This window comes from Saccharothrix violaceirubra (assembly GCF_014203755.1).
GTDB lineage: Bacteria > Actinomycetota > Actinomycetes > Mycobacteriales > Pseudonocardiaceae > Actinosynnema > Actinosynnema violaceirubrum.
On record NZ_JACHJS010000001.1, the window covers coordinates 1,376,832 to 1,401,722 of the forward strand.

At 69.8% G+C, this 24,891-nt stretch carries 23 protein-coding genes; 15 read left to right on the forward strand and 8 right to left on the reverse strand.

Going from position 1 to position 24,891, the window contains the following annotated elements; translation table 11 throughout:
- Positions 1-16: 16 nt before the first annotated feature.
- Positions 17-559 carry a GNAT family N-acetyltransferase gene (locus tag F4559_RS07025; protein ID WP_184666845.1) on the reverse strand — a complete coding sequence of 181 codons (543 nt, stop codon included), beginning with the start codon at positions 557-559 and terminating at the stop codon, positions 17-19.
- Positions 560-623: 64 nt separating this feature from the next.
- Between F4559_RS07025 and F4559_RS07030 the strand changes: the two genes are divergently transcribed.
- On the forward strand, positions 624-1,826 hold the full coding sequence (locus F4559_RS07030) for a winged helix-turn-helix domain-containing protein (protein ID WP_184675520.1): 1,203 nt from the start codon (positions 624-626) through the stop codon (positions 1,824-1,826).
- 51 nt (positions 1,827-1,877) lie between these two features.
- Here the strand turns inward: F4559_RS07030 and F4559_RS07035 are convergent, their stop codons facing one another.
- Together F4559_RS07035 and F4559_RS07040 are read right to left on the reverse strand one after the other, a co-directional pair.
- Positions 1,878-2,777 carry a DUF4097 family beta strand repeat-containing protein gene (locus F4559_RS07035; protein ID WP_312865498.1) on the reverse strand — a complete coding sequence of 300 codons (900 nt, stop codon included), beginning with the start codon at positions 2,775-2,777 and terminating at the stop codon, positions 1,878-1,880.
- Between the two features lie 11 nt (positions 2,778-2,788).
- A complete protein-coding gene (locus F4559_RS07040) occupies positions 2,789-3,319 on the reverse strand; it encodes a toxin-antitoxin system HicB family antitoxin (protein ID WP_184666847.1) in 531 nt (176 codons plus the stop codon).
- A gap of 236 nt (positions 3,320-3,555) precedes the next feature.
- On the opposite strand from F4559_RS07040, the gene thyX reads away from it, so the two are divergent.
- The 6 genes from thyX (at position 3,556) to F4559_RS07070 (ending at position 10,107) form a co-directional block, all read left to right on the forward strand.
- A complete protein-coding gene (thyX, locus tag F4559_RS07045; RefSeq protein WP_184666849.1) occupies positions 3,556-4,305 on the forward strand; it encodes an FAD-dependent thymidylate synthase in 750 nt (249 codons plus the stop codon).
- The gene (locus F4559_RS07050) at positions 4,302-4,691 is read left to right on the forward strand and encodes an ACT domain-containing protein (RefSeq protein ID WP_184666851.1); all 390 of its coding nucleotides are present in this window, start codon (positions 4,302-4,304) and stop codon (positions 4,689-4,691) included. Before thyX ends, F4559_RS07050 begins: the two co-directional genes overlap by 4 nt.
- A gap of 748 nt (positions 4,692-5,439) precedes the next feature.
- Positions 5,440-6,873 (forward strand): serine/threonine-protein kinase, encoded by a 1,434-nt coding sequence (locus F4559_RS07055; protein ID WP_312865499.1) that lies wholly within the window; start codon positions 5,440-5,442, stop codon positions 6,871-6,873.
- Between the two features lie 9 nt (positions 6,874-6,882).
- Positions 6,883-7,497 carry a TIGR03085 family metal-binding protein gene (locus tag F4559_RS07060; RefSeq protein ID WP_184666853.1) on the forward strand — a complete coding sequence of 205 codons (615 nt, stop codon included), beginning with the start codon at positions 6,883-6,885 and terminating at the stop codon, positions 7,495-7,497.
- A gap of 37 nt (positions 7,498-7,534) precedes the next feature.
- Complete coding sequence (gene dapA / locus F4559_RS07065) at positions 7,535-8,431, forward strand: 4-hydroxy-tetrahydrodipicolinate synthase (RefSeq protein ID WP_184666855.1); 897 nt, start codon at positions 7,535-7,537, stop codon at positions 8,429-8,431.
- Complete coding sequence (locus tag F4559_RS07070) at positions 8,428-10,107, forward strand: ribonuclease J (protein WP_312865500.1); 1,680 nt, start codon at positions 8,428-8,430, stop codon at positions 10,105-10,107. Before dapA ends, F4559_RS07070 begins: the two co-directional genes overlap by 4 nt.
- A gap of 406 nt (positions 10,108-10,513) precedes the next feature.
- On the opposite strand, the gene F4559_RS07075 is transcribed toward F4559_RS07070, so the two are convergent.
- Positions 10,514-11,284, reverse strand: a complete 771-nt coding sequence (locus tag F4559_RS07075; RefSeq protein ID WP_184666858.1) for a lysophospholipid acyltransferase family protein — start codon at positions 11,282-11,284, stop codon at positions 10,514-10,516.
- 120 nt (positions 11,285-11,404) lie between these two features.
- On the opposite strand from F4559_RS07075, the gene F4559_RS07080 reads away from it, so the two are divergent.
- Positions 11,405-13,816: an FtsK/SpoIIIE family DNA translocase gene (locus F4559_RS07080; RefSeq protein WP_184666860.1), complete on the forward strand. Its 2,412-nt coding sequence runs from the start codon at positions 11,405-11,407 to the stop codon at positions 13,814-13,816.
- Between the two features lie 277 nt (positions 13,817-14,093).
- On the opposite strand, the gene F4559_RS07085 is transcribed toward F4559_RS07080, so the two are convergent.
- The 3 genes from F4559_RS07085 to F4559_RS07095 form a co-directional block, all read right to left on the reverse strand.
- The gene (locus F4559_RS07085) at positions 14,094-14,522 is read right to left on the reverse strand and encodes a phospholipase (RefSeq protein WP_376774709.1); all 429 of its coding nucleotides are present in this window, start codon (positions 14,520-14,522) and stop codon (positions 14,094-14,096) included.
- 1,247 nt (positions 14,523-15,769) lie between these two features.
- The gene (locus F4559_RS07090; protein ID WP_184666862.1) at positions 15,770-16,618 is read right to left on the reverse strand and encodes a MerR family transcriptional regulator; all 849 of its coding nucleotides are present in this window, start codon (positions 16,616-16,618) and stop codon (positions 15,770-15,772) included.
- Positions 16,619-16,681: 63 nt separating this feature from the next.
- Positions 16,682-17,182, reverse strand: a complete 501-nt coding sequence (locus tag F4559_RS07095; protein WP_312865502.1) for an amino-acid N-acetyltransferase — start codon at positions 17,180-17,182, stop codon at positions 16,682-16,684.
- A 235-nt stretch (positions 17,183-17,417) separates the two neighbouring features.
- Here F4559_RS07095 and rimO point away from each other — a divergent pair, with 235 nt between their 5' ends.
- From rimO to F4559_RS07130, 7 genes are all read left to right on the forward strand, one after another.
- On the forward strand, positions 17,418-18,794 hold the full coding sequence (gene rimO, locus F4559_RS07100; RefSeq protein ID WP_184675529.1) for a 30S ribosomal protein S12 methylthiotransferase RimO: 1,377 nt from the start codon (positions 17,418-17,420) through the stop codon (positions 18,792-18,794).
- Entirely contained in the window at positions 18,791-19,375 is a 585-nt protein-coding gene (gene pgsA / locus F4559_RS07105; protein WP_184666866.1) for a CDP-diacylglycerol--glycerol-3-phosphate 3-phosphatidyltransferase, read from the forward strand. Before rimO ends, pgsA begins: the two co-directional genes overlap by 4 nt.
- Positions 19,372-19,869, forward strand: a complete 498-nt coding sequence (locus F4559_RS07110) for a CinA family protein (RefSeq protein ID WP_184666868.1) — start codon at positions 19,372-19,374, stop codon at positions 19,867-19,869. Before pgsA ends, F4559_RS07110 begins: the two co-directional genes overlap by 4 nt.
- A gap of 157 nt (positions 19,870-20,026) precedes the next feature.
- Positions 20,027-20,500, forward strand: a complete 474-nt coding sequence (locus F4559_RS07115) for a helix-turn-helix domain-containing protein (protein WP_184666870.1) — start codon at positions 20,027-20,029, stop codon at positions 20,498-20,500.
- Positions 20,501-20,790: 290 nt separating this feature from the next.
- Complete coding sequence (locus F4559_RS07120; RefSeq protein ID WP_184666872.1) at positions 20,791-21,648, forward strand: PspA/IM30 family protein; 858 nt, start codon at positions 20,791-20,793, stop codon at positions 21,646-21,648.
- 13 nt (positions 21,649-21,661) lie between these two features.
- Positions 21,662-22,453, forward strand: a complete 792-nt coding sequence (gene pspM, locus F4559_RS07125) for a phage shock envelope stress response protein PspM (protein WP_184666874.1) — start codon at positions 21,662-21,664, stop codon at positions 22,451-22,453.
- A gap of 182 nt (positions 22,454-22,635) precedes the next feature.
- On the forward strand, positions 22,636-23,883 hold the full coding sequence (locus tag F4559_RS07130; RefSeq protein ID WP_184666876.1) for a uracil-xanthine permease family protein: 1,248 nt from the start codon (positions 22,636-22,638) through the stop codon (positions 23,881-23,883).
- Here the strand turns inward: F4559_RS07130 and F4559_RS07135 are convergent.
- Complete coding sequence (locus tag F4559_RS07135; RefSeq protein WP_184666878.1) at positions 23,864-24,886, reverse strand: quinone-dependent dihydroorotate dehydrogenase; 1,023 nt, start codon at positions 24,884-24,886, stop codon at positions 23,864-23,866. The genes F4559_RS07130 and F4559_RS07135 overlap by 20 nt on opposite strands.
- Between the last annotated feature and the right edge of the window lie 5 nt (positions 24,887-24,891).

Sequence of the window (24,891 nt, forward strand, 5' to 3'; positions counted from 1 at the left end):
CGAGGCTACCTGCGCGCTAGGCGTCCGACAGTGGGGTCAACCCCCGGGAAACCCGGATTTCGCGTACCGGACGTCCGCCGGCGTCCAACGTGCGCACCGTGCCGTCCGGCGTCCACTCGTGGCGTTCGAAGAAGTTCCGTGTCGCGCGGTCGGATTCCGGAATCCAGGCGATACCGCGCGTCGCGCCGGCTTCGACCAACTGTCGCGCGGCCGTGTCGAGCAACCGCGAACCGTGCCCACGCCGTCCCCACCGCGGTTCCACGAGCACGGTCACGATCGCCGTCGTGGCGGCGTCTTCGTGCGGGGTACCGGACACGTCCGCGGTGTCCGCTTCGGTCGCGCCGCCCGCCAGGCAGTAGCCCACCAACCACCGGCCCTCGGTGGCGACGAGCAGCTGTCCGCTCTCCACCGCGAGCGACAACGTCGGTGTCGCGTCGAGCGCGACGAGAACGTCGTCGGGTAGCAGGTCCGTGTACGCGGTGCGCCAGGTGTCGCGGTGGATGCGTGCGAGTTCGTCCACGTCCCCGGAGCGTGCGCTGCGCACGTCGGCGTCGGCCATGTGGGCACACTAGGGCATCGGAGGATTGTCGTACCCCGGTGGGAAGATTCGTCGCGTGCAGAACATGAGTGCCGACGTGGCCCGCCGGATCGCCTTGGGGGCCCAGGGTTTCGCCGATGCCCGCCCGACCGGCGTGCCGACACGTGCCCACCTGCGCCGCGTGCTGTCGAGGGTCAAGCTCATCCAGATCGACTCGGTCAACGTGGCCACCCGCGCGCACTACATGCCGGTGTTCAGCCGGCTCGGTGCGTACCCGGCCGCGCTCATCGACAACGCCGCGTGGTCGACGAAGAGCCGCGAACGGCTGCTCGTCGAGTACTGGGCGCACGAGGCGAGCCTGGTCCCGGTCGAGGACTGGCCGTTGCTGCACTCGGGCGCGAAACGGCGCGGTTGGTGGCACAAGTACTCGGCGCTCGCCGCGAAGTCCGGTCTGGTGGACGAGATCGTGGCCGTGGTCGCCGAGTCCGGGCCGATCGGCGCGGGCGCGATCGAGAAGGCGCTGCTCGGGTCGTCTGTGCGCGACACGAAGAACTGGGGCTGGAACTGGTCCGAGGTCAAGCAGATGTGCGAGTACCTGTTCGGCAACGGCGTGCTGACCACCGGCACGCGGCGTTCCTTCGAACGCCTCTACGACCTGACCGAACGCGTGGTGCCCGCCGACGTGCTCGCCCGCAAGGTCGACGCCGACGAGGGTGCGCGGGAGTTGACGGCACGCGCGGCGTCTGCGTTGGGCGTGGCGACCGAGACGGACCTGCGCGACTACTACCGGCTGCCGCCGGAGCGCAGTCGGCAGGCCGTCGCCGAACTGGTCGAGGCAGGGGTGCTCGAACCGGTCGCCGTGCACGGGTGGGGAGCGCCCGCCTATCGGGACACGGCCGCGCGCGTGCCGCGTCGGATCACCGGGCGGGCGTTGCTGTGCCCATTCGACCCGCTGATCTGGGAACGTGCCCGGACCGAGCGGCTGTTCGACTTCCGGTACCGCATCGAGATCTACGTGCCGGCCGCGCGACGCGTGCACGGCTACTACGTGTTCCCGTTCCTGCTCGACGGGCACCTGGTCGCCCGGGTGGACCTCAAGTCCGACCGCGCGGGCGGGGTGCTGCTCGTGCAGGCCTCGCATGCCGAGCCGGGCGTGGACATCGGACACGTCGCGGCCGAGCTGGCGGCGGAGCTGCGCGTGATGGCCGAGTGGCAGGGCCTGACCGACGTGGTGACCCGTCCGAGTGGCGATCTCGCGCACGCGTTGAGCGTGGCGCTCGCCAGGTGAGACCGGAGCCGCGGCGCGCGCATCGGGGGTGCGCACGCCGCGGCGGTCCGGTCAGCTCGTCGACGTGGTCACCAGGGCGTTGCCGCTGCCCGTGCGACCCGTGACGGACAGCGGAGGCTCCTCGGTCGGACGAGTGTCCGACACCTCCAACTCGCTGTGCGCACGGCCCGTGCCCGAGGCCAGGTCGATGCGTGCGGCGACACCGGGACGCACGCCCACGCGCACGTCGCCCGAGCCGGTACCGAGCTGGACCCGGCCTGAGGCGGCGTCGGCGAGTGTCACGTCGCCGCTGCCCGTGCGCACCTGGACGTCGTGCTGCACGGCGCCCAACCACACGTCGCCCGTGCCGGTGTGCAGCACGGTGTTGCCGCCGATCGACGACACCTCGATGTCGCCGCTGCCGGTCTTCGCACGCAGCCCGCCGAGCATCGGACCCAGCCGCAGCTTGCCCGAGCCGGAGTTGACCTGCGACGACTGTTCGGCACGGTCGGCCGTCACGTCGCCCGTGCCGGTGTTGATGTCGAGTTTGCGTGCCGCGCCCGTCACCGTGACGTCCGCCGCGCCCGCCTTCGCCGCGACCGCCGACCCGGACGGCGCCCGCACCACGACCGACAACGGCACCGCGCGCAGCGGCAACGCCTTCGCCGAGTGCACGACGATCCGCTCGCCGACCAGTTCGACGCGCGCCTCGCGTACGGCGTCGGCCGGACCACCCTGCTGGCCACCGCCGAACTGGTCGCTCACCCACGACAGCAGCCCGTTGAGCCCCTGCGCCCACGACTGCCCCGCAGCCGGGTCGTGCCGCAGTTCGACGTGCACGCCCGGTTCGTCGACCAGGTGCACCTGCACCCGGCCCGACATCAGCGCGACATCCACCTCGACGGCGGTCTCCACGTCGAAGCTCTGCCGACGCACGACGTCGGCTTCCTGTCCGGTACCCGCCTCGCTCACGTCCGACCCCCTCAGCCCTGCACCCAGCCGCGCACCGACGACGGGCCGTCGTCGGGCCGGTGGTGCTTCTGGTGTCCCCGGTGACCGTCGTGGTGTCCACCGTGGTGTCCGCCGCGTCGCTTGCCGACCGCGCCCTGCACGGCCTGGGCGACGAACGTGTTCAGCGACATGCCCTGCGACTGGGCCGCCTGCTCGGCCTTGGCCTTGAGCTCGTCGAGCAGGCGCAGCGTGATGCGCGTGGCGTCACCGGCCGAGGGCCGGGGAACTTCCTGCGTGCGGGGTTCGTCCTCCTCACGGGAGTCGGTGCCGGTGACGACCACCTGGACGTCCCGGCCGTCCAACCGGACGTCGACGACCGGGCCGTCCAGGGCCACGGTCACCTCCGCGGCCAGGTCGGACAGCGCGTTCATGATGGCCAGCCGGGCGGCTGGTTCGAGCGCGGCGGACAGGACGGCGGCGGTCCGGCGGGTGTCCTCGTCCCCGGCGGACGCGGCCGTCGCCAGGTCCTCGCGCAGTGCTGCGATGTACGGCGACAGATCCATGACACCACACTGACGTCGTCTGTGGTGTCGGTCAAGCGATCGAGCGACACCACCGGGTTAAATCAGGGTTATCCCTGAGATCCCTGTCCCGGTTTCGAGTGTTCGGGCACCTCTCCGCTTCGGGCACGCGTGGTCCGAAGCTCCCACCGCGCGTACCCGACCGGCCGTTCACCCCGAGGGTGTGAGGTCCACCCGCCCGGTCCGGGCACGTGCGGACTTCGGTTAGTGTTCGGCCTATGGAGACGGTGTCGCCCAAGGTGCAGTTGATCGCGAAGACGGAGTTCTTCCCGCCGGAGGACGTCCCGTGGTCCACCGACACCGACGGCGGCGAGGCGCTCGCCGAGTTCGCGGGCCGCGCGTGCTACCAGTCGTGGAAGAAGCCGAACCCGGCCACCGCGACCAACGCGGGCTACATCCGGCACATCATCGAGGTCGGCCACCTGTCCGTGCTCGAGCACGGCACGGTCAGCTTCTACCTGTCCGGCATCTCCCGGTCGCTCACCCACGAGCTGATCCGGCACCGGCACTTCTCGTACTCGCAGCTCTCGCAGCGGTACGTCCCCGAGCGCGACGCCGCGATGGTCGAGCCGGACGTCATCGCGGACGACCCCGAGCTGCACGCCAAGTTCCTCGCCGCCGCGCAGGCGAGCGTCGACGCGTACACGGACCTGCTCAAGGGCCTCGAAGAGAAGTTCTCCGACGTACCCAGCGCCACGCTCCGTCGTAAGCAGGCCCGCCAGGCCGCTCGGTCGATCCTGCCGAACGCCACCGAGACCCGGATCGTGGTCACGGGCAACTACCGCGCGTGGCGACACTTCGTCGCGATGCGTGCCACCGAGCACGCGGATGTCGAGATCCGCGCCTTGGCCGTCGAGTGCCTGCGCCAACTCCAGAAGGCCGCGCCGAACGTGTTCGCGGACTTCGCGGTGTCGACGCTGCCGGACGGTTCCGAGGTCGCGTCCAGCCCGCTGGTGACCGAGGGGTGAAACGCCTCGTCGTCGAGGTCCGGCCGGGTGACTACGCGATCGCCCGGCTCGCCGCCGACGCACCCGTGCCCGCCGACGTCTTCGAAGCGCCCGGACTGGTGTCGGTGACGCGGACGCCGGACGAACTCTCGATCGTGTGCCCGACCACGTCCGTGCCCGCGGGTGCGGACGTGGTCGAGGGTTGGCGCCTGCTCACCGTGCGCGATCCGCTCGAGTTCACGCTGACCGGGATCATGGCCGCGCTCTCGGGCGAACTCGCCGCCGCAGGCGTCGGTCTGTTCGCGTTGTCCACTCACGACACCGACCACCTGCTCGTCCGCGCATCCGATCTGGGCCGCGCGGTCCGCGCGCTCACCGAGTCGGGACACGAAGTCGCCACTCCGTGAAACCGTGCGCCCTCGCGCGCGGTCACAACGGGCATGTCCGCACCTCCGCCCACCCGCTCGCGAAGCAGACCGATGGTCCATTCCTGCGCGCGCATCGGACCGTTGGTCCGCTTCCTCGGACGAGCCCGAACTCCGGTCCGGTTCGAGTTGCTGTGCGGACCAGGGGTCCGGCGCGAGACGCCAAGCGGACTCGCGGTCCGGCGCCGGTTGAGGCTCACCCCCGCCACACGGTCGCGGTCTCCGTGCTCTATGTGGCGAGTGGACGCCGTCACGTATCGCGACTCGTCGCACCCCACCCGCAAGCGGACCCGTGGTCCGATCTCGGGGCGCACAAATGCGGGTGCGTGCGGGACGCATCGCGCGCGCCGCTCCGGGTCCCTGCCCGAGTTGTCGCGCGCCGAGCGTGCAGATCGCGCGAAGTGGCCACCGTCGCGGCACGGAAACGGCGAATCGGCCCTCGAAGCGTGCGTGACTCGCGAACTGTGTCGGGATCGGTGACGGAAGCGGTGCGATCGCATCGATCCGCGTCACGGGTGATCCGGACCAGTGGTCCGTTTACTCGGGCGAGGTTTCGTCGTCCGGTGTGGTACGGGCGGTGGCACGCGAACGGAATCGGCGCACCGGTGCGATACGACACCGGGTGCGGTGCATCGGGTTGGTACGGATTCGGGAACAGTGGCCGGGCGTGCGGGCCGTGCCGGGTAGCGTGTGCGCCCGTCCGGCGTCCGGTGGAGAGGTGCGAACGAACGTGACTGCTGGTCCGCAAGCGCAGCCGCGGGTGATCGCGGGCAGGTACACGCTGCTCGCCGAACTCGGCCGGGGCGGGATGGGCGTCGTGTGGCGGGCGCAGGACACCGTCATCGGCCGCCACGTGGCGATCAAGGAACTGCACCTGCCCGACGGCATCGCGCCCGCGGAACGGCGCGTGCTCGAAGAACGGGTACTGCGCGAAGCCCGGACCGCCGGGCGGCTCAACGACCCGGCGATCGTCACGGTGTTCGACGTCGTCGCCGAGAACGGCATGACGTACATCGTCATGGAACTGGTCGAGGCACAGACCCTGTCGACGCTGATCAACCAGCACGGTCCGATGCCGCAGGACCGGGTCGTGTCGATCGCGCTCCAGACGCTGTCCGCGCTGGAGGCCGCGCACCAGGCCGGCATCGTGCACCGCGATGTGAAACCCGGCAATCTCATGGTCGGCCCGACCGGACGCGTGAAGCTCACCGACTTCGGCATCGCCCAGGCCATGGACGACCCGCGCCTGACCACCAGCGGCAGTCTCATCGGGTCGCCCGCGTACATGTCACCGGAACGCATCCACGGACACGAGGCGTCACCCGCGTCCGATCTGTGGGCACTGGGCGCGACGCTGTGCTACGCCGTTGAGGGCGTCAGCCCGTACGAGCGTTCCTCCACCGCGTCGACGCTGCACGCGATCATGAACGAGGCACCGCGCCTGACCCGGGCACACGGCGCGCTCGGCGCGGTGATCACCGGCCTGCTGATGCCGGACCCGAACGCGCGACTCAGCGGCCCGCAGGCCCGCGCCATGCTCGAACGCGCGCTGGCCCAACCGACGCCGCCGCAGGGCCTTCCCCCGCAGCAGCACACCGCGAACTACACCCAGATCACCCGACCGCCGGCCAAGTCCTGGGTACGACCGGTCGTCACGGTGGCCGCCGTCGTCGCCGCGTTGGCCGTGTTCACCGGTGGCGTGTTCGCGGGACGGTGGCTGTTCACGGACACGCCACCGGAGGCGATGCAGCCCACGTACACCTTCGGCACCGGCGGTCGGCTCCCCGACTTCGAGGTGAGCGACGGCGACTGCGGCAACAACTTCCTCGGCGACTCGGTGAGCATCAGCAGCACCCAGTGCAAGGAAGCGCACAACGTCGAGGTGTACGCGGTCGGCGACCCGTTCGGTTCGCAGGAGAAGGTCGACTACCCCGGTGAGGAGTGGTTGACCGACTATGCGGAGAAGTTCTGCACTTTGCACTTCCAGTCGTCCGAAGTAGGACCCGAGGACAAGGAGACGCGCCTCCAGTACGCGGCCGTCGTCCCGGCGAGCGGCGAGTGGCGTTCGGACTATTCGTCGTCCGACGGATCACGTCGCGTCGCGTGCGTGGTGTGGAACAAGGACCGGTCGCTGCTCACGGACAAGGTCCACTCCGACAAGTAGCCTGTGATCATGGGTGTCGCCCGCGACGAACGCCAAAGCCTGGTCGAACTGTTCCGCGAAGTCGGTCCCGACGCGCCCACGCTGTGCGGCGAGTGGCGCACCCGTGACCTCGCCGCGCACCTCGTCCTGCGGGAACGCCGCCCGGACGCGGCGGTCGGCGTGCTGGTCAAGCCACTCGCCGGCCACACGGCCAAGGTCCAGGAGCGGCTCGCCGCCCAACCGTGGGGACGGCTGGTCGAACTCGTGCGCACCGGACCGCCCGCGATCCTCAGGCCGTTGGACGAACTCCTCAACGCGTCCGAGTACTTCGTGCACCATGAGGACGTGCGGCGCGCGGCCGACGGCTGGAGCCCCCGTCCGCCGGAGCCGGTCCGCGACGAAGCGTTGTGGAAGCGGGTCGGTTCGATCGCGCGGATCACGTTCCGCAAGAGCGCGTTCGGCGTAGTGCTGCGTCAGCCGGATGGCGCCGAGATCACTGCCCGACCCGGACCGCGTCCCGTAGTGCTCACCGGGCAGGTCCAGGAACTGCTGCTGTACGCGTGCGGGCGCGAGCGCGTGGAGATCGGGTTCGACGGCGACGAGGACGCGGTCGAGTCGGTCCGCGGACTCGACCGGAGCATGTAGTCGCTGTTCGCTGACGGTGACGCGGTAGCGTTTGGCCATGACCGGATGCCCTACCGCCTCGCCAGGCCGCCCGTTCGGGCGCGTGCTGACCGCCATGGTCACCCCGTTCGACGCCCAAGGCGCGCTCGACCTGGACAAGGCGCAGCACCTCGCCAAGCACCTGGTCGAGCTCGGTAACGACGGTCTGGTGGTCAACGGAACCACCGGCGAGAGCCCGACCACCTCCGATGCCGAGAAGTCGGACCTGATCCGCGCCGTCGTCGAGGCGGTCGGCGACCGTGCCACCGTCGTCAGCGGCGCGGGCACTTACGACACCGCGCACAGCGTGCACTTGGCGCAGCAGGCCGAGGCAGCGGGCGCGCACGGCGTACTGCTGGTAACCCCGTACTACTCACGCCCGTCGCAGGCGGGTGTGTACGCGCACTTCACCACCGTCGCGGACGCGACCGGTCTGCCGGTGATGCTCTACGACATCCCGCCGCGTTCCGTGGTGCCCATCGAGGTGGACACGCTGCTGCGGCTGGCCGAGCACCCACGCGTCCTCGCGGTCAAGGACGCCAAGGGCGACCTCGTCGCGGGCAGCCGGGTCCTCGCCGCGACCGACCTCGCCTACTACTCCGGCGACGACCCGCTCAACCTCCCGTGGCTGTCGGTCGGCGCGGTCGGCGTCGTCAGCGTCATCGGTCACGTGGTCGGCGACCGGTTGCTGAACCTGGTCGACGCGTACGAGGCGGGTGACGTGGCCGGTGCCCGTGCCGTGCACGAAGAGCTGTTGCCGCTGCTCAAGCCGTTCTCGCGGATGCCCGGTGTGACCTGGGTGAAGACCGCGCTGCGGTTGCGCGGACACGACGTCGGCGACCCGCGGTTGCCGATCGTGCCCGGCGACGCGGACGACATCGCTGCCCTGTCCGACGTCCTGGGAGTCGAAGCGTGATCAACCTGGGTTCACCGCCCCCCGCACTGCCCGACGGCGGACTGCGTGTCGTGGCGCTCGGCGGCATCGGCGAGGTCGGCCGCAACATGACCGTGTTCGAGCACGCGGGCCGCCTGCTGGTGGTCGACTGCGGCGTCCTGTTCCCCGAGGACGACCAGCCCGGTGTCGACCTGATCCTGCCCGACTTCCGGGCGATCGAGAACCGGCTGGACGACATCGACGCGCTCGTCCTCACGCACGGCCACGAGGACCACATCGGTGCGGTTCCGTTCCTGCTCAAGCTGCGTCCGGACGTACCCGTCGTCGGTTCCCGGTTCACGCTCGCGCTGCTCGCCGCCAAGTGCCGCGAGCACCGGCAGACGCCGAACCTGGTCGAGATCTCCGACGGTGAGCAGCGCGCGTTCGGCCCGTTCGAGCTCGAGTTCTTCGCGGTCAACCACTCGATCCCGGACGCGGTCGCGGTCGCCATCCGCACCTCCGCCGGGCTCGTGCTGCACACCGGTGACATCAAGCTCGACCAGTTGCCGCTCGACGGCCGGCTGACCGACCTCGCCGGGTTCTCGCGCCTGGGCGACGAGGGCGTCGACCTGTTCCTCGTGGACTCCACGAACGCCGAGGTGCCCGGGTTCGTCGCGCCCGAACGCGAGATCGGGCCCGTGCTGGAGAACGTCATCCGCCGGGCGAGCCAACGCGTGATCGTGGCGTGTTTCGCCTCCCACGTGCACCGCGTGCAGCAGGTCTTGGACGTGGCCGTCCAGTATCGACGGCGGGTCGCGCTCGTCGGCCGATCCATGGTCCGGAACATGGGGATCGCCGCCGAGCTGGGATTCCTGCACGTCCCGGACGGTCTTTTCGTCGACCTCGACGAGGCCATGCGCCTGCCCGAGGACGAGGTCCTGTTCGTGTCGACCGGTTCGCAGGGCGAACCGCTGTCCGCGCTGTCCCGGATGGCCCGCGGCGAACACCGGCAGATCTCCATCCGTGCGGGTGACACGATCGTGCTCGCGTCGTCGCTCATCCCGGGCAACGAGAACGCCGTGTTCGGCGTCGTCAACGGCCTGTCGCGCCTCGGGGCGACGGTCGTGCACCAGGGCAACGCCAAGGTGCACGTGTCCGGGCATTCCCCGGCGGGCGAGCTGCTGTTCCTCTACAACGCGGTGCGTCCGTCCAATGTCATGCCCGTGCACGGCGAGTGGCGACACCTGCGGGCGAACGCGGCGCTCGCGGTGGCCACCGGCGTCGCCGAGGACCATGTCGTGATCGCCGAGGACGGCGTCGTCGTGGACCTGGTCGACGGGAAGGCCGCGATCTCCGGACGGGTCGAGGTCGGGCACGTGTACGTCGACGGGCTGTCCGTGGGCGACGTCGGCGAGTCGACGCTGTCCGACCGGCTCGTGCTCGGCGAGGGCGGTTTCATCGCGATCACCGTGGCCGTCGACTCGACGACCGGTCGTGCGGTCGCACCGCCCACGCTGTCCGGGCGTGGCTTCTCCGACGACCCCAAGGCGCTCGACCAGGCCATCTCGCTGGTCGAAATGGAGCTGTCCCGCACCGAGGCCGAGGGCATCACCGACTCGCACCGGATCGCGCAGGCCGTACGACGCGTCGTCGGCCGCTGGGTGGCCGAGACCTACCGGCGCCGGCCGATGATCGTGCCGACGATCATCCCCGTGTGACCATCGCGGCGCGACGGTCGGCGACCGTCGCGCCGTCGGTGCGCACGTGACGCGACCGGATACGTGAACCCGATTCCGTCCACACATGCGGTCACGAATCTCGGTCCGTGACACGGGGTGGCTGGGAAACGATCCTCGATACTCGAGCCGTTACAGAACCGGTCATGTTCACGCGCCTTGGCACGTGACCGGTTCGGTGCACGGCCACCGGCACGGAAACCGGTTTCGGTACCCAGGGCCGGTCGGCGATCCGTTCCGTGCGCGAAGCCGGTTACCCGACCCTGTCCGGTACCCGAAGCCGGTCGCGAGTGCCGCCGACCGACACCGACCCGTGCACAGATCGGTCCCTACGCACATGCGGCGTCGCGGGCCGGGTGTCGTGTCGCGGGCCGCGAGCACGGTGCGGTCACGGCCGCCAGGGGCTGTTTCCGGTCGTCGGTCGCGTCGGGTCACGGAAGCGGGGACGGTCGAGTTCGCCGACGCGCAAGGGGACCAGACCCTCGGTGATCGCGCGCATGATGCGTTCGTGTGCGCGTCGTGCGTCGCCCGGCCGTCCGTCCACCAGGTCGGAGAGGTCCACAGGCTTGCCGAAGTGCACCCGGAACGTCGGCCGTCGGCGCAGCCCGCCCAGGTACGACGTCAGGTAAGGCTTGAAGTCGTCCCAGCCGCTCACCCGCGTGTTGCCCCAGTACACCGCCTCGTGCGCGCCCCACTGGCTGATCGGGATCACGGGGACGTTCCCGCTGAGCGCGAGCCGCGCCGCACCGGTCTTGCCGCGCTCGGGCCACAGGCCGGGATCGAGGCTGATCCGACCCTCCGGGTACAGGGCGATCGGGTCGCCGCCGCGCTTGAGCACCTCGACCGTGCGGTGGTACGCCTCGCCGGCGTCGGCCGATGCCCGATCCACCCGCAGATGCCCGCTGGCCCGCAGGGCCGGACCCATGATCGGCGCGTCCAGCAGACCGCCCGCGAGCAGGAAACGCGGTGCGATCCCGATCCGACGGCACGCGGCGATGAGGACGAACGGGTCCAGGTTGCCGATGTGGTTGGACGCGAGCAGCAGCGGCCCGCCACGCAGGTCCGCCGGGACGTCGCCGGTGACCCGAAGCCGTCCGCTCAGCCCGACGAAGGCTTCGTCCACGGCGGTCAGCACCCGCCACAGCAGTGGTGTTGGCACGGTGCGGAAGGCTACGGCGTGTCGACGTGTGGACGGCACCCGATCCGGGCAACCATGGACACGAGGTTGCCCACGGTGACCGTTGATGCTGGTGAGACGCAAGGGACTACGGTAGACGCCATGGCCGGCCGCACTGGAACCTCGCGCAGCAAGGGCAAGGGCACGACGCGGAGCCGGGCCGGGTCGAAGCCTCGGTCCAGCGCGGCCAGAACCCGTAAGGCGCCTGCGCGTCGGTCCCCGGGCGGTGGGTCCGTCCGCCGCGCATGGGGCCTGGTCGGACGCGGCGTCGGCGGCGTCGTGCGCACTGTCGGTCGCTCCAAGGACCTCGATCCGGAACACCGTCGTGACGGCCTCGCCCTGGTGCTGATCGCGCTCGCGGTGATCACCGCGGCCGGGGTGTGGTGGCAGGCCGGCGGGCCTGTCGGCCGGTGGGTGGACGTGGCCGTGCGCAGCTCTGTGGGCACCCCCGCGCTGATCGTGCCGCTCGTGCTGCTCGCGATCGGTGTGACGCTCATGCGCACCGACCCGAACCCGGAGGCACGGCCCCGCCTGGTGATCGGGTCGGCGCTGGTCGCGGTCGGGTTCCTGGGCATGTTCCACCTGATCGGTGGGCTGCCGTCGGAACCGGTCGCGCGGCGTACGGCCGGTGGCGCGCTCGGGTACCTGTCCGGCGGGTTCCTGGCCCAGGGGCTGACGACGTGGGTCGCCGGTCCGCTGCTCGTGCTGATCTTCGCGTACGGCGTGCTCGTGCTGACCCACGTGCCCGTACGTGAGGTGCCGGCACGCCTGGCGGGGTTGCTCAACGGCCGTCGCTCCGACACGCTGCCCGACTTCGGCGACGAGCCGCCGTTCGACGAGGACGAGCCGAAGCCCAAGCGCCGCTCCCGGCGTGCGGTCGTCGTCGAGGAGCAGCCGGAGCTGCCGCTCGACGAGGAACCGCCCGTCGACGACGTGCCCCCGCCCCGGACCAGGTCGCCCAAGGTCAAGCCGACGCCTCCGGCCGAGGAGCCGCCGCGGCACGACATCGCCGTGCGCGCTGTCGAGGGCGACTACAAGCTGCCGCCGCCGACCGTGCTCAAGATGGGCGACGCGCCGAAGCTGCGCAGCAAGGCCAACGACGTGATGATCGAGGCCATCACCGGGGTGCTCGACCAGTTTTCGGTCGACGCGCGGGTCACCGGTTTCACGCGCGGTCCGACGGTCACCCGGTACGAGGTCGAACTCGGGCACGGCGTGAAGGTCGAGAAGATCACCGCGCTGACCAAGAACATCGCGTACGCCGTCGCCACCGACAACGTGCGCCTCCTCGCACCCATCCCCGGCAAGTCCGCGGTGGGCATCGAGGTGCCCAACAGCGACCGCGAGATGGTGCGCCTGGGCGACGTCCTGCGCTCGCCCGGGACGGTCGGCGACTCGCACCCGATGGTCATCGGCCTGGGCAAGGACATCGAGGGCCACTTCGTCACGGCGAACCTCACCAAGATGCCGCACCTGCTCGTCGCCGGTTCCACGGGCTCGGGCAAGTCGAGCTTCGTCAACTCCATGCTGGTGTCGCTGCTCGCCCGCGCCACGCCGGACGAGGTCCGGATGATCCTGATCGACCCGAAGATGGTCGAGCTGACGCCGTACGAGGGCATCCCGCACCTGATCACGCCCATCATCACCCAGCCGAAGAAGGCCGCCGCGGCGCTCGCCTGGCTGGTCGAGGAGATGGAGCAGCGCTACCAGGACATGCAGGTCAACCGGGTGCGCCACATCGACGACTTCAACCGCAAGGTGCGCACGGGCGAGATCAGCGCCCCGCCCGGGAGCGAACGCGTCTACCGCCCGTACCCGTACATCATGGCGATCGTCGACGAGTTGGCCGACCTGATGATGACCGCGCCGCGCGACGTCGAGGACGCGATCGTGCGCATCACCCAGAAGGCCCGAGCCGCCGGCATCCACCTCGTGCTCGCGACGCAGCGCCCGTCCGTCGACGTCGTCACCGGGCTGATCAAGACCAACGTCCCGTCACGGCTCGCGTTCGCGACCTCGTCGTTGACCGACTCCCGGGTCATCCTCGACCAGCCCGGTGCCGAGAAGCTGATCGGCATGGGCGATGGCCTGTACCTGCCGATGGGTGCTTCGAAGCCGGTCCGCGTCCAGGGCGCGTTCGTCGGCGACGAGGAGATCTCCCAGATCGTCGAGTTCACCAAAAGCCAGGCCACGCCGGAGTACACCGACGGCGTGACGGCCGCGAAGGCCGGCGAGAAGAAGGAGATCGACGCCGACATCGGTGACGACCTCGAAGTCCTGCTCCAGGCCGCCGAGCTGATCGTCACCTCGCAGTTCGGGTCGACGTCGATGCTCCAGCGCAAACTCCGCGTCGGCTTTGCCAAGGCGGGTCGTCTCATGGACCTGTTGGAGACCAGAGGTGTGGTCGGCCCGTCGGAAGGCTCGAAGGCGCGCGAGGTCTTGATCAAGCCCGACGAACTCGACTCCGTCGTCCACTTGATCCGAGGCGGCGGTCCGGTTCCCGACGACGACTGATCCGGTCGCTCGTCACCTGGTGGCGTCGTGCTCGCCGTGGTCGAGCGCGACATCGGTGGCCGCACCGGAAGCGGACCGGTGGTCCGGTCGCGTGTGAGTGCTCCCTTTGTCTGATCATCGGTGCGTTCGTCAGCCTATCCGGCAACGTCACCGGACCGGTACATCGACCTGTACCAGCACAGGTCGCGGCTACGTGGTCATGTCGCGTACCCGGTGTGGATACGCGATCGGATCCCGTACCCACACCCTCGACGAAACCCTGATTCGCGCACCGATGTCAGCTGGCGCCGAATTCCCGTACCGCCTTGTAGTACAGATCGGCGGTCCGCTTGCATGCCCAGTTGCTCCCGCACTGCTGGTACATGTCGGCCTTGAACCGATCGTCGATGCGCAGCCGGGACGCCTCTGTGAACCGGGCTTGCCGCTTGTAGTTGCGGTACCCGAAATCGTGACGGTGACAGGCCGGGAGGAACTTGAAACCGAACGGGTTGTCGGGGGACCACGAACAGCCGTCCGACGACCAGTCGAGCTGGTCGGCGTTGGGCGCACCGGTGCGCAGACCACTGAAATCGGCGAGGCTCCGATTGAACAGGTAGTCGTCCGTCACGGCCGGCGCGTCGATCGCGGCGGCGGCCGGGAGCGCGGTGACCATGAGGGTGACCGCCGTGGTGGCGGTGGCGAACACCGTGGCGAAGGCGGTGCGCAGGGTGGTGACGGACACGGGACCTCCCCGGTCGAAGTGACTCCATCACGGTCATACCGTCCGTGCGTCGACACGGACACCCCTGACCAGGTCAACGTCGGGTGAACCCGGGTCCGCACACCGCGCCGAGCCTCGCGCCTGTGCCCTACGGCCTGGGCAGGTCCTCCGCGTCTGCGGCACCGCAGACCATGGGCCCAGGCCGAACTCCGCCAGCCGCAGGCCGACCCACTGCACTGCGGCACCCACCTCCACCAGCCCGAAACCGCCCGGCGCGTTGTTGAACATCGCGAACACCGGCCCGACTGAGAGGGTGGACACCAGGGCCAACACGGGCTCGACGTGACCTGCGAGCACCTCGTGCGGTTCCCCGCCACGACGGACATGGTCCGACGTCGCTGCGTGGCGTGCGCCCGTCGAGTCGTAGCGGACCGCGAGTCCGGATATCGCGTGGTCGATGTTCGGTAGGAACGCACAAGCGCGCACCGCGCCCAGCCCATCTGCTGACGGGTGCGCGCCGCCGGTCGGCGCGGCCGTTACGGTGCCGACCCCCCGACTCAAGAGCGGGCTCTTACCGAATCCGCGCACGCTGCGTCGCGCGCGGAGCCCATCGCGCGGCGTCACCAAGGCGTGCGCAGACCGGGCACCTTAAGCGGTTGGGCGTCGGATCGGCGGCGGGCTGCTACGCAACTGTGCGCCGAGCCTTGTCGGGCGACGTGCACGCATGGGCGTAGCGGTCGTCGTGATAGGACGGATGCGACGTGAATGTGTCCAGTCGCCACGTCTCGCAACAGATTTCGTGACCGTCGTCAGTGGACGACGTGAACCGGCGTACCGAGCATCCCGGCGGTCGCGGCGAACCCGAGAACCTCCACATCGGACAACCTGTGCGGTAACTCGCGCGATCGCGACATCACACCTGGCAGAGGCTGACGCGCGGTGCCGCGACGCGACCGCGATCGTCGGAGCGGGTCGCGCGAGGTTCAACCGGCAGTCCAGGGCGCTCCAGTGAAGTCCGACGCGGATGGCGAAGCACGACAGGCAAGCGCTTGCGCCGGATGCGGCGAACGGTCCGAGCGAAATGGGATCGGCAGGCCCGGTTCATGTCCGCCTCCGGCGTGAACAAGTCGACCACTGCTCGTGGTTCACGCTCAGGGCACGTTCGCAGCAGTTACATGAGGTCGGCGCCTGCATGCGGGACCGTATCCTCGTCGCGGGCCTGTGCACGCCACGCGGATCGGGCACAAGCGACGTCACCGGTGTCGTTCGTCGTGATCGTCGCCCCGGTCGAGAAACCGTTGGATCTCGGGCTCGTCCGGAGTCTCGGTCTCGGTCTCGGTGATGCGTTCGGCGATCGGCACCGGCTCGTCGGCCCACGCCGGTTGGAAGCCGCCGCTGGGCAGCAGGCCGTTGCGACCGGCGAACTCCTCGGCCGCGTCGCGGACCGCCTCGCGCAGCGTTCCGATCACGACCGTCTCGGCGGTGTAGGTCAGTTCGACCAGCAGCGCCCGGATGCGGTCGAGCTGGTCCTCCTGGTCGGTCGCCTCGGCGAGCTGCGGCCACACGCGTCGTTCGAACACCTCGACGAAATCCGCGGCGATGGCGTCGGTCGCGGCGCGCAACCGGGAGAAGTTGTCGAGCACGTCGTCGGACGGCACGGCGAGCGCCGCGAGCCGATTTCCCGCCTCCAATGCCCATCGACGTGCGTGTGGCCAGCCACGTCGCCATCGGATCAGACCGAGGTCGACGGCCCGCTTGATCAGCCGGGGATGCAGGTCACCGAGCCCGACCAGTCGGCGGAGGTCGCGGACGCGGATGCGTACCCAGTCGTCGGGGCCTTCGGCGTCGCCGACGCCGAGCACCGAGGCGACCGTGGCTCCCCGCTCGCGCGCCGCGATCAGTTCCGCGATCGCGGGCAGCGAGAAGCCCCGTGATTGGAGACGCTGCACGAGGGTCAGCCGCTCGATGTGCGTGCCGTCGTAGTACGCGACGCGTCCCTGTCGGCGTGGCGGGTGAAGAACGCCCTTGGTCTGGTACATGCGGATCGTGCTGCCCGGCAGACCGACCCGCACCGCCAACTCGTCCACGGTCAACTGCTCCACACCTTGAAGTCTGTCGACCCTCGGCTAGTGGAGTCAAGACTGTACTAATTTTTACTAGAACAGTCAGAGGTGGAGGAGCATGCGGGAGTTGCCCAGGGTGTTGGGCTTGACGTAGGAGAGGTCGAGGAACTCCGCGACGCCCTCGTCGGCGGATCGCATGATTTCCTCGTACACCTCGGGCGACACCGGCGTCCCGTCGATCTCCACGAAACCGTGCCGAGCGAAGAACGCGGTTTCGAACGTCAGCACGAAGATCCGTCGGATCTGGAGCTCCCGGGCGGTGCTGATGAGCTGTGCCACGATCCGGTGCCCGATGCCCCGTCCGAGCGCGTCCTGCGAGACGGCGACGGTGCGGATCTCGGCCAGGTCCTCCCACAGCACATGCAGCGCGCCGCACCCGAGTACGACGCCGTCCTCCTCCGCGACCCAGAACTCCTGCACGTCCTCGAACAGCGTGACCAACGCCTTGGCCAACAACACCTTGCCCGCGTACTGGTCGACGAGCGCCTTCATGGCCCGGACGTCACCGGTCCGCGCCCGTCGCACGGTGATCGAGTCGTTCACGTCCGACAACGTAACCCCAGCACCGGACACGCGGCCGACCGGTGGCGCCGAGCGGGAGCGCATCGATTCCGTGCGCGGCGGCGGGTACACGAATCGTGCCGTGTACCCAGCGTCGGCACACGACGCGTGACGCGCACGCGCACCGTGCGCGCAGGGGTACTCGCCGGCGGGCATCGCACCTCGGGCCGGTTACGCTGAGCGCGTGTCTTCTCCCACCACGGCCAAGCGTGTCTCCATGTTGACCCTCGGGTGCGCGCGCAACGAGGTCGACTCCGAGGAACTCGCCGGACGTCTCACTGCGGGCGGCTGGCGATTGGTCGACGACGGCGAGGACGCCGACGTCATCGTGGTCAATACGTGCGGCTTCGTGGAGTCGGCGAAGAAGGATTCCGTCGACACGCTGCTCGCCGCAGCCGACAGTGGCGCCAAGGTGGTCGCGGTCGGCTGCATGGCCGAGCGGTACGGCACCGAACTCGCCGAGAGCCTGCCCGAGGCGCAGGCCGTGCTCGGGTTCGACCAGTACGCGAACCTCGCCGACCGCCTGGACGACGTGGTCGCCGGCCGCAAGGTCGAGTCGCATGTGCCGGTCGACCGCCGCACCCTGCTGCCTATCACGCCTGTCCAGCGCCAGGAGAAGGCGCAGGACGTCGAGGTCCCCGGCCACGGCTGGGGTCCGCGCGTGCTGCGCACCCGGCTCGAGGACCGTCCGGTCGCCCCGCTGAAGATCGCTTCCGGCTGTGACCGGCGTTGCGCGTTCTGCGCGATCCCGTCGTTTCGCGGCGCGTTCGTGTCGCGGCACCCCGACGAGATCGTCGCCGAGGCCGAGTGGCTGGCTGCCCAGGGCGTCCGCGAGGTGTTCCTGGTCAGCGAGAACTCCACGTCGTACGCCAAGGACCTGCCCGCCGAGCTGGGCGGACTGGAGAACCTGCTCGAACGCCTGGCCAAGGTCGTCGACCGGGTCCGCGTCTCCTACCTCCAGCCGGCCGAGACCAAGCCGTCGCTGGTCAAGGCCATCGCCACCACGCCGAATGTGGCCCGCTACTTCGACATGTCCTTCCAGCACTCGAGCGAGAAGGTGCTGCGTCGTATGCGCAGGTTCGGGTCCACGGACTCGTTCCTGGCGCTCGTGCAGCAGATCCGCACGCTCGCGCCGGAGGCGGGCATCCGCAGCAACGTGATCGTCGGCTTCCCGGGGGAGACCGAGGAGGACGTCGCCGAGCTGGAGCGTTTCCTCACCGGAGCGCGGCTCGACGCGGTCGGTGTGTTCGGCTACTCCGACGAGGACGGCACCGAGGCCGAGGGGCTCGACGGCAAGCTCGACGCCGACACGATCGCCGAACGCGTCGCCCGCATCTCGAACCTGGTCGAGGAGTTGATCGCGCAACGTGCCGAGGACCGGGTCGGGGATGAGGTCGTCGTCCTGGTCGAGCACGAGGAGGACGACGAGTCCGACTGCGTCGGCCGGGCCGCGCACCAGGCGCCGGAGGTCGACGGCGAGTGCGTGATCACCAACCCGGAGGGGTTGTCGGTCGGGGACCTCGTGCGCTGCCGCGTCGACGCGGCGGAAGGCGTCGACCTGGTGGTCACGGCGCTTGAGGTGCTCCCGCGGTGACCGAGCCCGCGCGCGTGCCGGTGTGGAACATCGCCAACGTGCTGACGATGTCCCGGCTGGTGCTCGTGCCGGTGTTCCTCTACCTGCTGTTGGGGCACGACGGCACCGACCGGTGGTGGCGTCTCGCGGCCTGCGCGGTGTTCGCGGTCGCGTCGGTCACCGACCACGTCGACGGCAACCTCGCCCGCAAGCACGGTTTGATCACCGACTTCGGCAAGATCGCCGACCCGATCGCGGACAAGGCGCTCACCGGTGCCGCACTCGTCGGCCTCAGCCTGCTCGGCGAACTCCCGTGGTGGGTCACGGTGGTCATTGCGGTGCGCGAGATGGGAGTCACGCTCCTGCGCTTCTGGGTGATCAGGCACGGCGTCATCCCGGCCAGTCGCGGGGGCAAGGCGAAGACTCTCGTGCAGATCCTCGCCATCGGCCTGTACCTGCTGCCGCTGCCGGCGAACCTGGAGATCGTCGCGACGATCTCGATGGGCGTGGCCGTGGTGCTCACCGTGGTCACCGGTGTGGACTACGTCGTGCGCGCGTTCCGTCTGCGTGCACGCGCACGGCGCGCGGTGGCGGGCGCGTGAACGCCGCGCGTTACGTCGACACGCTCACGTCGCGCGTCGTCGACACGCTCAAGTTACGAGGCGAGACCGTGGCCACAGCCGAGTCCTTGACCGCGGGCCTGGTCACGGCCGCGCTCACCGAGGTGCCCGGAGCGAGCGCCGTGGTACGCGGTGGGCTGGTCGTGTACGCGACCGATCTCAAGCACGCGCTCGCGGGCGTGGACTCGGCACTGCTTTCCGCGCACGGTGCCGTGCACTCGGACGTGGCCGCGCAACTGGCGCAGGGCGCGCGTACGCGCTGCGACGCCACGTGGGGCATCGGACTCACCGGCGTCGCGGGGCCCGACCCGCAGGACGGGGTCGCGCCCGGCACCGTCCACATCGGCGTGTCCGGTCCGGACGGGACCACGACCCGCACGATCACGGTCGGTGGTGGACGAGCGGAGGTTCGCGCCGCGTCGGTCGTGGCGGCACTCGATCTTCTGCTGGACCGCGTGAAGATCTCTCGCAAGTGAGCTGAGCTGCGCGATTCCGGGTTTGGTCGCACCACGTGCGCGGGAACTCGCGGACCGGTCCGATCGTTCGCTCTAGGAGGACGTGCCGTGAAGTCGCTGCCCGTCGGCCCGACGGGTCGGTAACGTGGTGGCACGGCCGGCCGGAAGGAGGCGCGCCATGACCGTGCTGCTGCGTGAGGCGATCGGTGATCGGCTCCGCCATGCCCGCACCACTCAACGCCGAACGCTGCGCGAGGTGTCCAGGACCGCTCGCGTGAGCCTGGGTTACCTCTCCGAGGTGGAGCGCGGCCGTAAGGAGGCATCCAGCGAACTGCTCGCCGCGATCTGCGACGCGTTGGAGCTGCCCTTGCACGAACTGCTCCACCTGGTGGCCTCGGACATCGGCGCGGTGCGCCAGAGCGTGCCGACCACAGCGGACCTCACCGCCGACCTGGTCTCCGCGGACCTCGTCGCCGGCGATCTCGGGTCGACCGAGCGCGTCGAGGTCACCACATCCGGCTCGGTCGAGACCGGCTCGCTGCTGCCCGCGGTGATCGGCAACGACCTGTCCGACCTGCGCCTGCAACCGATGTTGACGCACCGCTTGTCGACACCCCTCGGCGAGACTCGCGGCGCCGTCGTGGCGGCGTAGTCGGACCCCTGTCCACCTCGAAGCCGAGCCGGAGATCCGGCTCGGCTTCTTGTCATGTGAACCGGACCGGGGGTCTGCACGTCGGAGAGGTGATGGCAGGGGAGGATGGCATCCGCCGTCCGGAGGACCATGACCGGAAGATGAGGGGTGGTCTCAGGGTGAACCCGGATATCTCCCCAGGTCGGTGGAAGCCGCGCGGGACAACTGACACGATGGAACCAACACCGGCACCGGGTCGTTGCCGATCACGAGCGCGAGCCAGGAAAGTGCGGAGAAGGCAGGCGTAGGAGATGGCCAACCCTTTCGTGAAGGCATGGAAGTACTTCATGGCGGCTTTTTCGTCCAAGATCGACGAGCACGCCGACCCGAAGGTGCAGATCCAACAGGCCATCGAGGAGGCCCAGCGGCAGCACCAGGCGCTGTCGCAGCAGGCGGCGGCCGTGATCGGCAACCAGCGGCAGCTGGAGATGAAGCTCAACCGCCAGCTCGGCGAGGTGGAGAAGCTCCAGGCGTCCGCGCGCCAGGCGCTCGTCCTCGCCGACGAGGCACGCGCCAAGGGTGACGAGGCCCGCGCCACCGAGTTCGAGAACGCCGCCACCGCGTTCGCGACCCAGCTGGTGACCGCCGAGCAGGGCATCGAGGACCTCAAGACCCTGCACGACCAGTCGCTCCAGGCGGCGGCGCAGGCCAAGCAGGCCGTCGAGAACAACGCCATGGTCCTCCAGCAGAAGCTAGCCGAGCGCACGAAGCTGCTCAGCCAGCTCGAGCAGGCCAAGATGCAGGAGCAGGTCTCCTCGTCGCTGCGCCAGATGACCGAGCTCGCCGCACCGGGCAACACGCCGTCGCTGGAGGAGATCCGCGACAAGATCGAGAAGCGCTACACCACCGCTCTGGGCTCAGCCGAACTGGCCCAGAACTCCGTGCAGGGCCGCATGCTCGAGGTCCAGCGCTCGACCACGCAGGTCGCGGGCGCGTCGCGGCTTGAGCAGATCCGGGCGTCGATGCAGGGCGGCAAGGTCGCGGGCGAGATCCCGGGTGCCAAGCCGAACAGCGCCGCCGCGAACATCCAGCAGGAGATCCAGCAGCGCGTGCAGCAGGCGCAGCAGGAGACCCAGCAGGTGCAGAACCCGCCGGCGAGCCAGGGCTGAGGAGGTGTCCGCGATGGAGCCCCGGCACCGGGTTGCGGGGGAGATCGAACGACTGATCTCCGGACAGATCCAGGGGCAGGTCGCGGACCAGGTCAAGAGGCGGCTCGCCGCGTGGAACGATCCGCGCGCCAAGCTCGACCGGCGGTATCGCCGGTCGAGCCGCGTGCTCACCTTCTGGTTCATCGTGCTGGCGCTGCTCGCGGCCGTCGGCACCCTGGCGGTTTTCGGCGTGTTGTCGGTGGGTGCCGGTGTCACGGCGGCGCTCGGGTTCGCGGGTACCGGGGTGCTCGCCGTGCGCACCGGTACACGAATGCGCGCGCTCAACACACAACGCCAACAGCTCGCCGTCACCGCTCCGCCCGTTCGTCCGCCGCTGCCCGCACGGGCGTCCGCCGCGCGGCTGCCGATGGAACGGCTGGTCGAGGCGGAGGACACGCTGCACGACCTGCTCAACCAGCTCGACTCGCACGCGTTGACCTCCGTTCCCGCGGAATCCGTCGCGCACTCCCGTGAGACCGGCGTCGAGGCGGCGCAGGCGATCCGTGCGGTGGCGCAGCAACTCCAAGGCGTGGAACGCGCGCGGGACACCGCGCCGCCGCTCGACCGCGGACCACTGGTCGAGGGCGTCCGGCGGTTGCGTGTCCAGCTGGACGAGGGCGTCGACGGCTACTGCGCGCTGGTCGCAGCCGCCGGACGGGTGCTTGCCGAGAGCACGGCGAGCGATCCCCGACGCGTACTCGGAGAGGCGACCGACCATCTCGCCGGACTGGCGTCGGGGCTGCGGGAGATCTCGCACCTGACATGACGGGATCACCGGACGAGCAGAGGCTCCCTCACCACGGGTAGTCGATCCGTCCGCACACATCGCGGTCGCGGGGGCAATCACTGCGGCAATCGTGTGATTATCAGACCGTTATATAGCGGCAGTCACTACATGGCGTGGCAGTATCCCCGGGGTCGAACCAGTTGACGTCGAGAGGGCGTTGCGTGGCGTTGTGGACGGTGCACGGTGACGGGCGAGCCACCGCGAGTGGGTCCGTAGCGCCGGGTGAACGGCTCAGCTGGCCGCTCACCGTCGGCTTCGGCGCACAGCACTTGGCCGCCATGATCGGTGCCACGATCCTCGTCCCCGCGGCGACCGGACTGCCGGTCACGACCACGCTGCTGTTCTCCGGGATCGGCACGTTGCTGTTCCTGGTCGTCACCCGCAACCGGGTGCCCGGCTACCTCGGCGCGTCGTTCGCGTTCATCGCGCCCTTGGCCGCCGTGCGCGGCGAGGGAATCCCGGCCCAGTTGGGTGGTGTCGTCGCGGCCGGTCTGCTGGTGGTCATCATCGGCATCGCGGTCAAGGCACTGGGTGTGCGACTGCTCGAGTCCGTGATGCCGCCGGTCGTGACGGGCGCCGTCATCCTGCTCATCGGGCTGAACCTTTCGCATACCGCGACCGTGTCGTTTGCTCAACAGCCCATGCTGGCCGTGGTCACCGCGGGTGTCGTCGTAGTGTGCGGCGTGGTCGGTCGCGCCATGTGGTTCCGGTTCTCCGTGGTGATCGGGATCGTGGTCGGGTGGTTGCTCGGTGCCGCGCTCGGCGTACTCGACACTCGCGGGATCGACCGTGCGGCGTGGTTCGGCCTGCCCGAGCTGCACACGCCCGAGCTGCGGCCGTCGGTCACCCTGGTCGTACTGCCGGTGGTGCTGGTGCTGGTCACCGAAACGGTGGGGCACGTCAAGGCCGTCGCCGCGCTCACCGGCGGCAACCTCGACGGCAACGTCGGCGACTCGATCATCGCCACCGGGTTGTCGACCACGTTCGCCGGCCTGGCCGGTGGCGCGGGCACGTCGACGACCTCGCAGAACGTCGGCGTCATGGGCGCGACGCGCGTCTACTCCACGGCCTCGTACGCGGTCACCGGTCTGGCCGCCGTACTGCTGTCGTTCTCGCCGAAGGTCGTCGCGGTGTTCGGTACCGTGCCGCCGGGCGTGCTCGGTGGTGCGACCGTGATCCTGTTCGGTGTGCTCGCGCTCGTGGGTGTGCGCGTGTGGCTCGACCACCGGATCGACCTGACGAACCCTGCCAACCTGCTGGTCGTCGGCACGGCCGTGGTCGTCGGCGTCGGCGATCTCACGCTGGAGATCGGCGCGCTGCGGATCGGTGGCCTGGTGTGGGGCTCGCTGCTCGTCGTCGTGCTGTACCCCGTGGTACGCGGCCTGCGCGTCAGCGGATCGCGCGGTTGATCCGGGAGACCAGGCCGGGTCCTTCGAAGATGAACGCGGTGTAGAGCTGGAGCAGGCTCGCTCCCGCGTCGAGCATGGCCTTGGCGTCGTCGGCCGACGAGATGCCGCCGACCCCGATGATTGGCAACCTGCCCCCGGTCTCCCGGCTGACGAAGCGCACGACCTCGCGGGCGCGCACGGCCAGTGGACGTCCGCTCAACCCGCCCGCTTCCCCGGCGAGGTGACGGTCGGCAGGTGCGAGGCCGTCACGCGACAACGTCGTGTTCGTCGCGATCAGACCGGCGACGTCGTACGCGTCACATACCTCGAGCAGTTCGCCGATCGCGTCGTCGGACAGGTCCGGTGCGATCTTCACGAGGATCGGCTTGCGCGGCGTGCCGCCGGCGAGTTCGTCGGCCGTCGTGGTGAGCGCACCGAGCAGTTCGGTGAGCGCGGTCCGGTCCTGGAGACTGCGCAGGCCGGGCGTGTTCGGCGAGCTGATGTTGACCGCGAAGTAGTCACCGTGCCGGTACAGCGCGCGCAACGACGCGCGGTAGTCGTCCACGGCTTCCTCGACCGGCGTGACCTTGGACTTCCCCAGGCTGATGCCCAGTGGCACGGCCAGCGGGCCCAACCGGTCCAGGCGGTCGGCGAGTCGTTGCGCGCCGTCGTTGTTGAAGCCCATCCGGTTGATGATCGCTTCGGTGTCGCGCAGGCGGAACAGGCGCGGTCGCGGGTTGCCCGGCTGCGCGTACCGCGTGACCGTGCCGACCTCGACGAATCCGAAGCCGAGAGCGCTCCACGCCGGCAGTGCGCGGCCGTTCTTGTCCAATCCGGCGGCCAGGCCGACGGGGTTGGGGAACCTGACGCCGAAGACCGTGCGCGGGTTCGTCGGCCGCCGCCGGACCACGCGTGCGAGCGGGCTCACCGACGAGAGCAGTCCGAGAGTGGTTTCGTGCACGCGTTCCGCGTCGCCGCCGTGCATCCGGAACAACGTATTGCGAACCATGCTCTTGTAGACCACGTGGC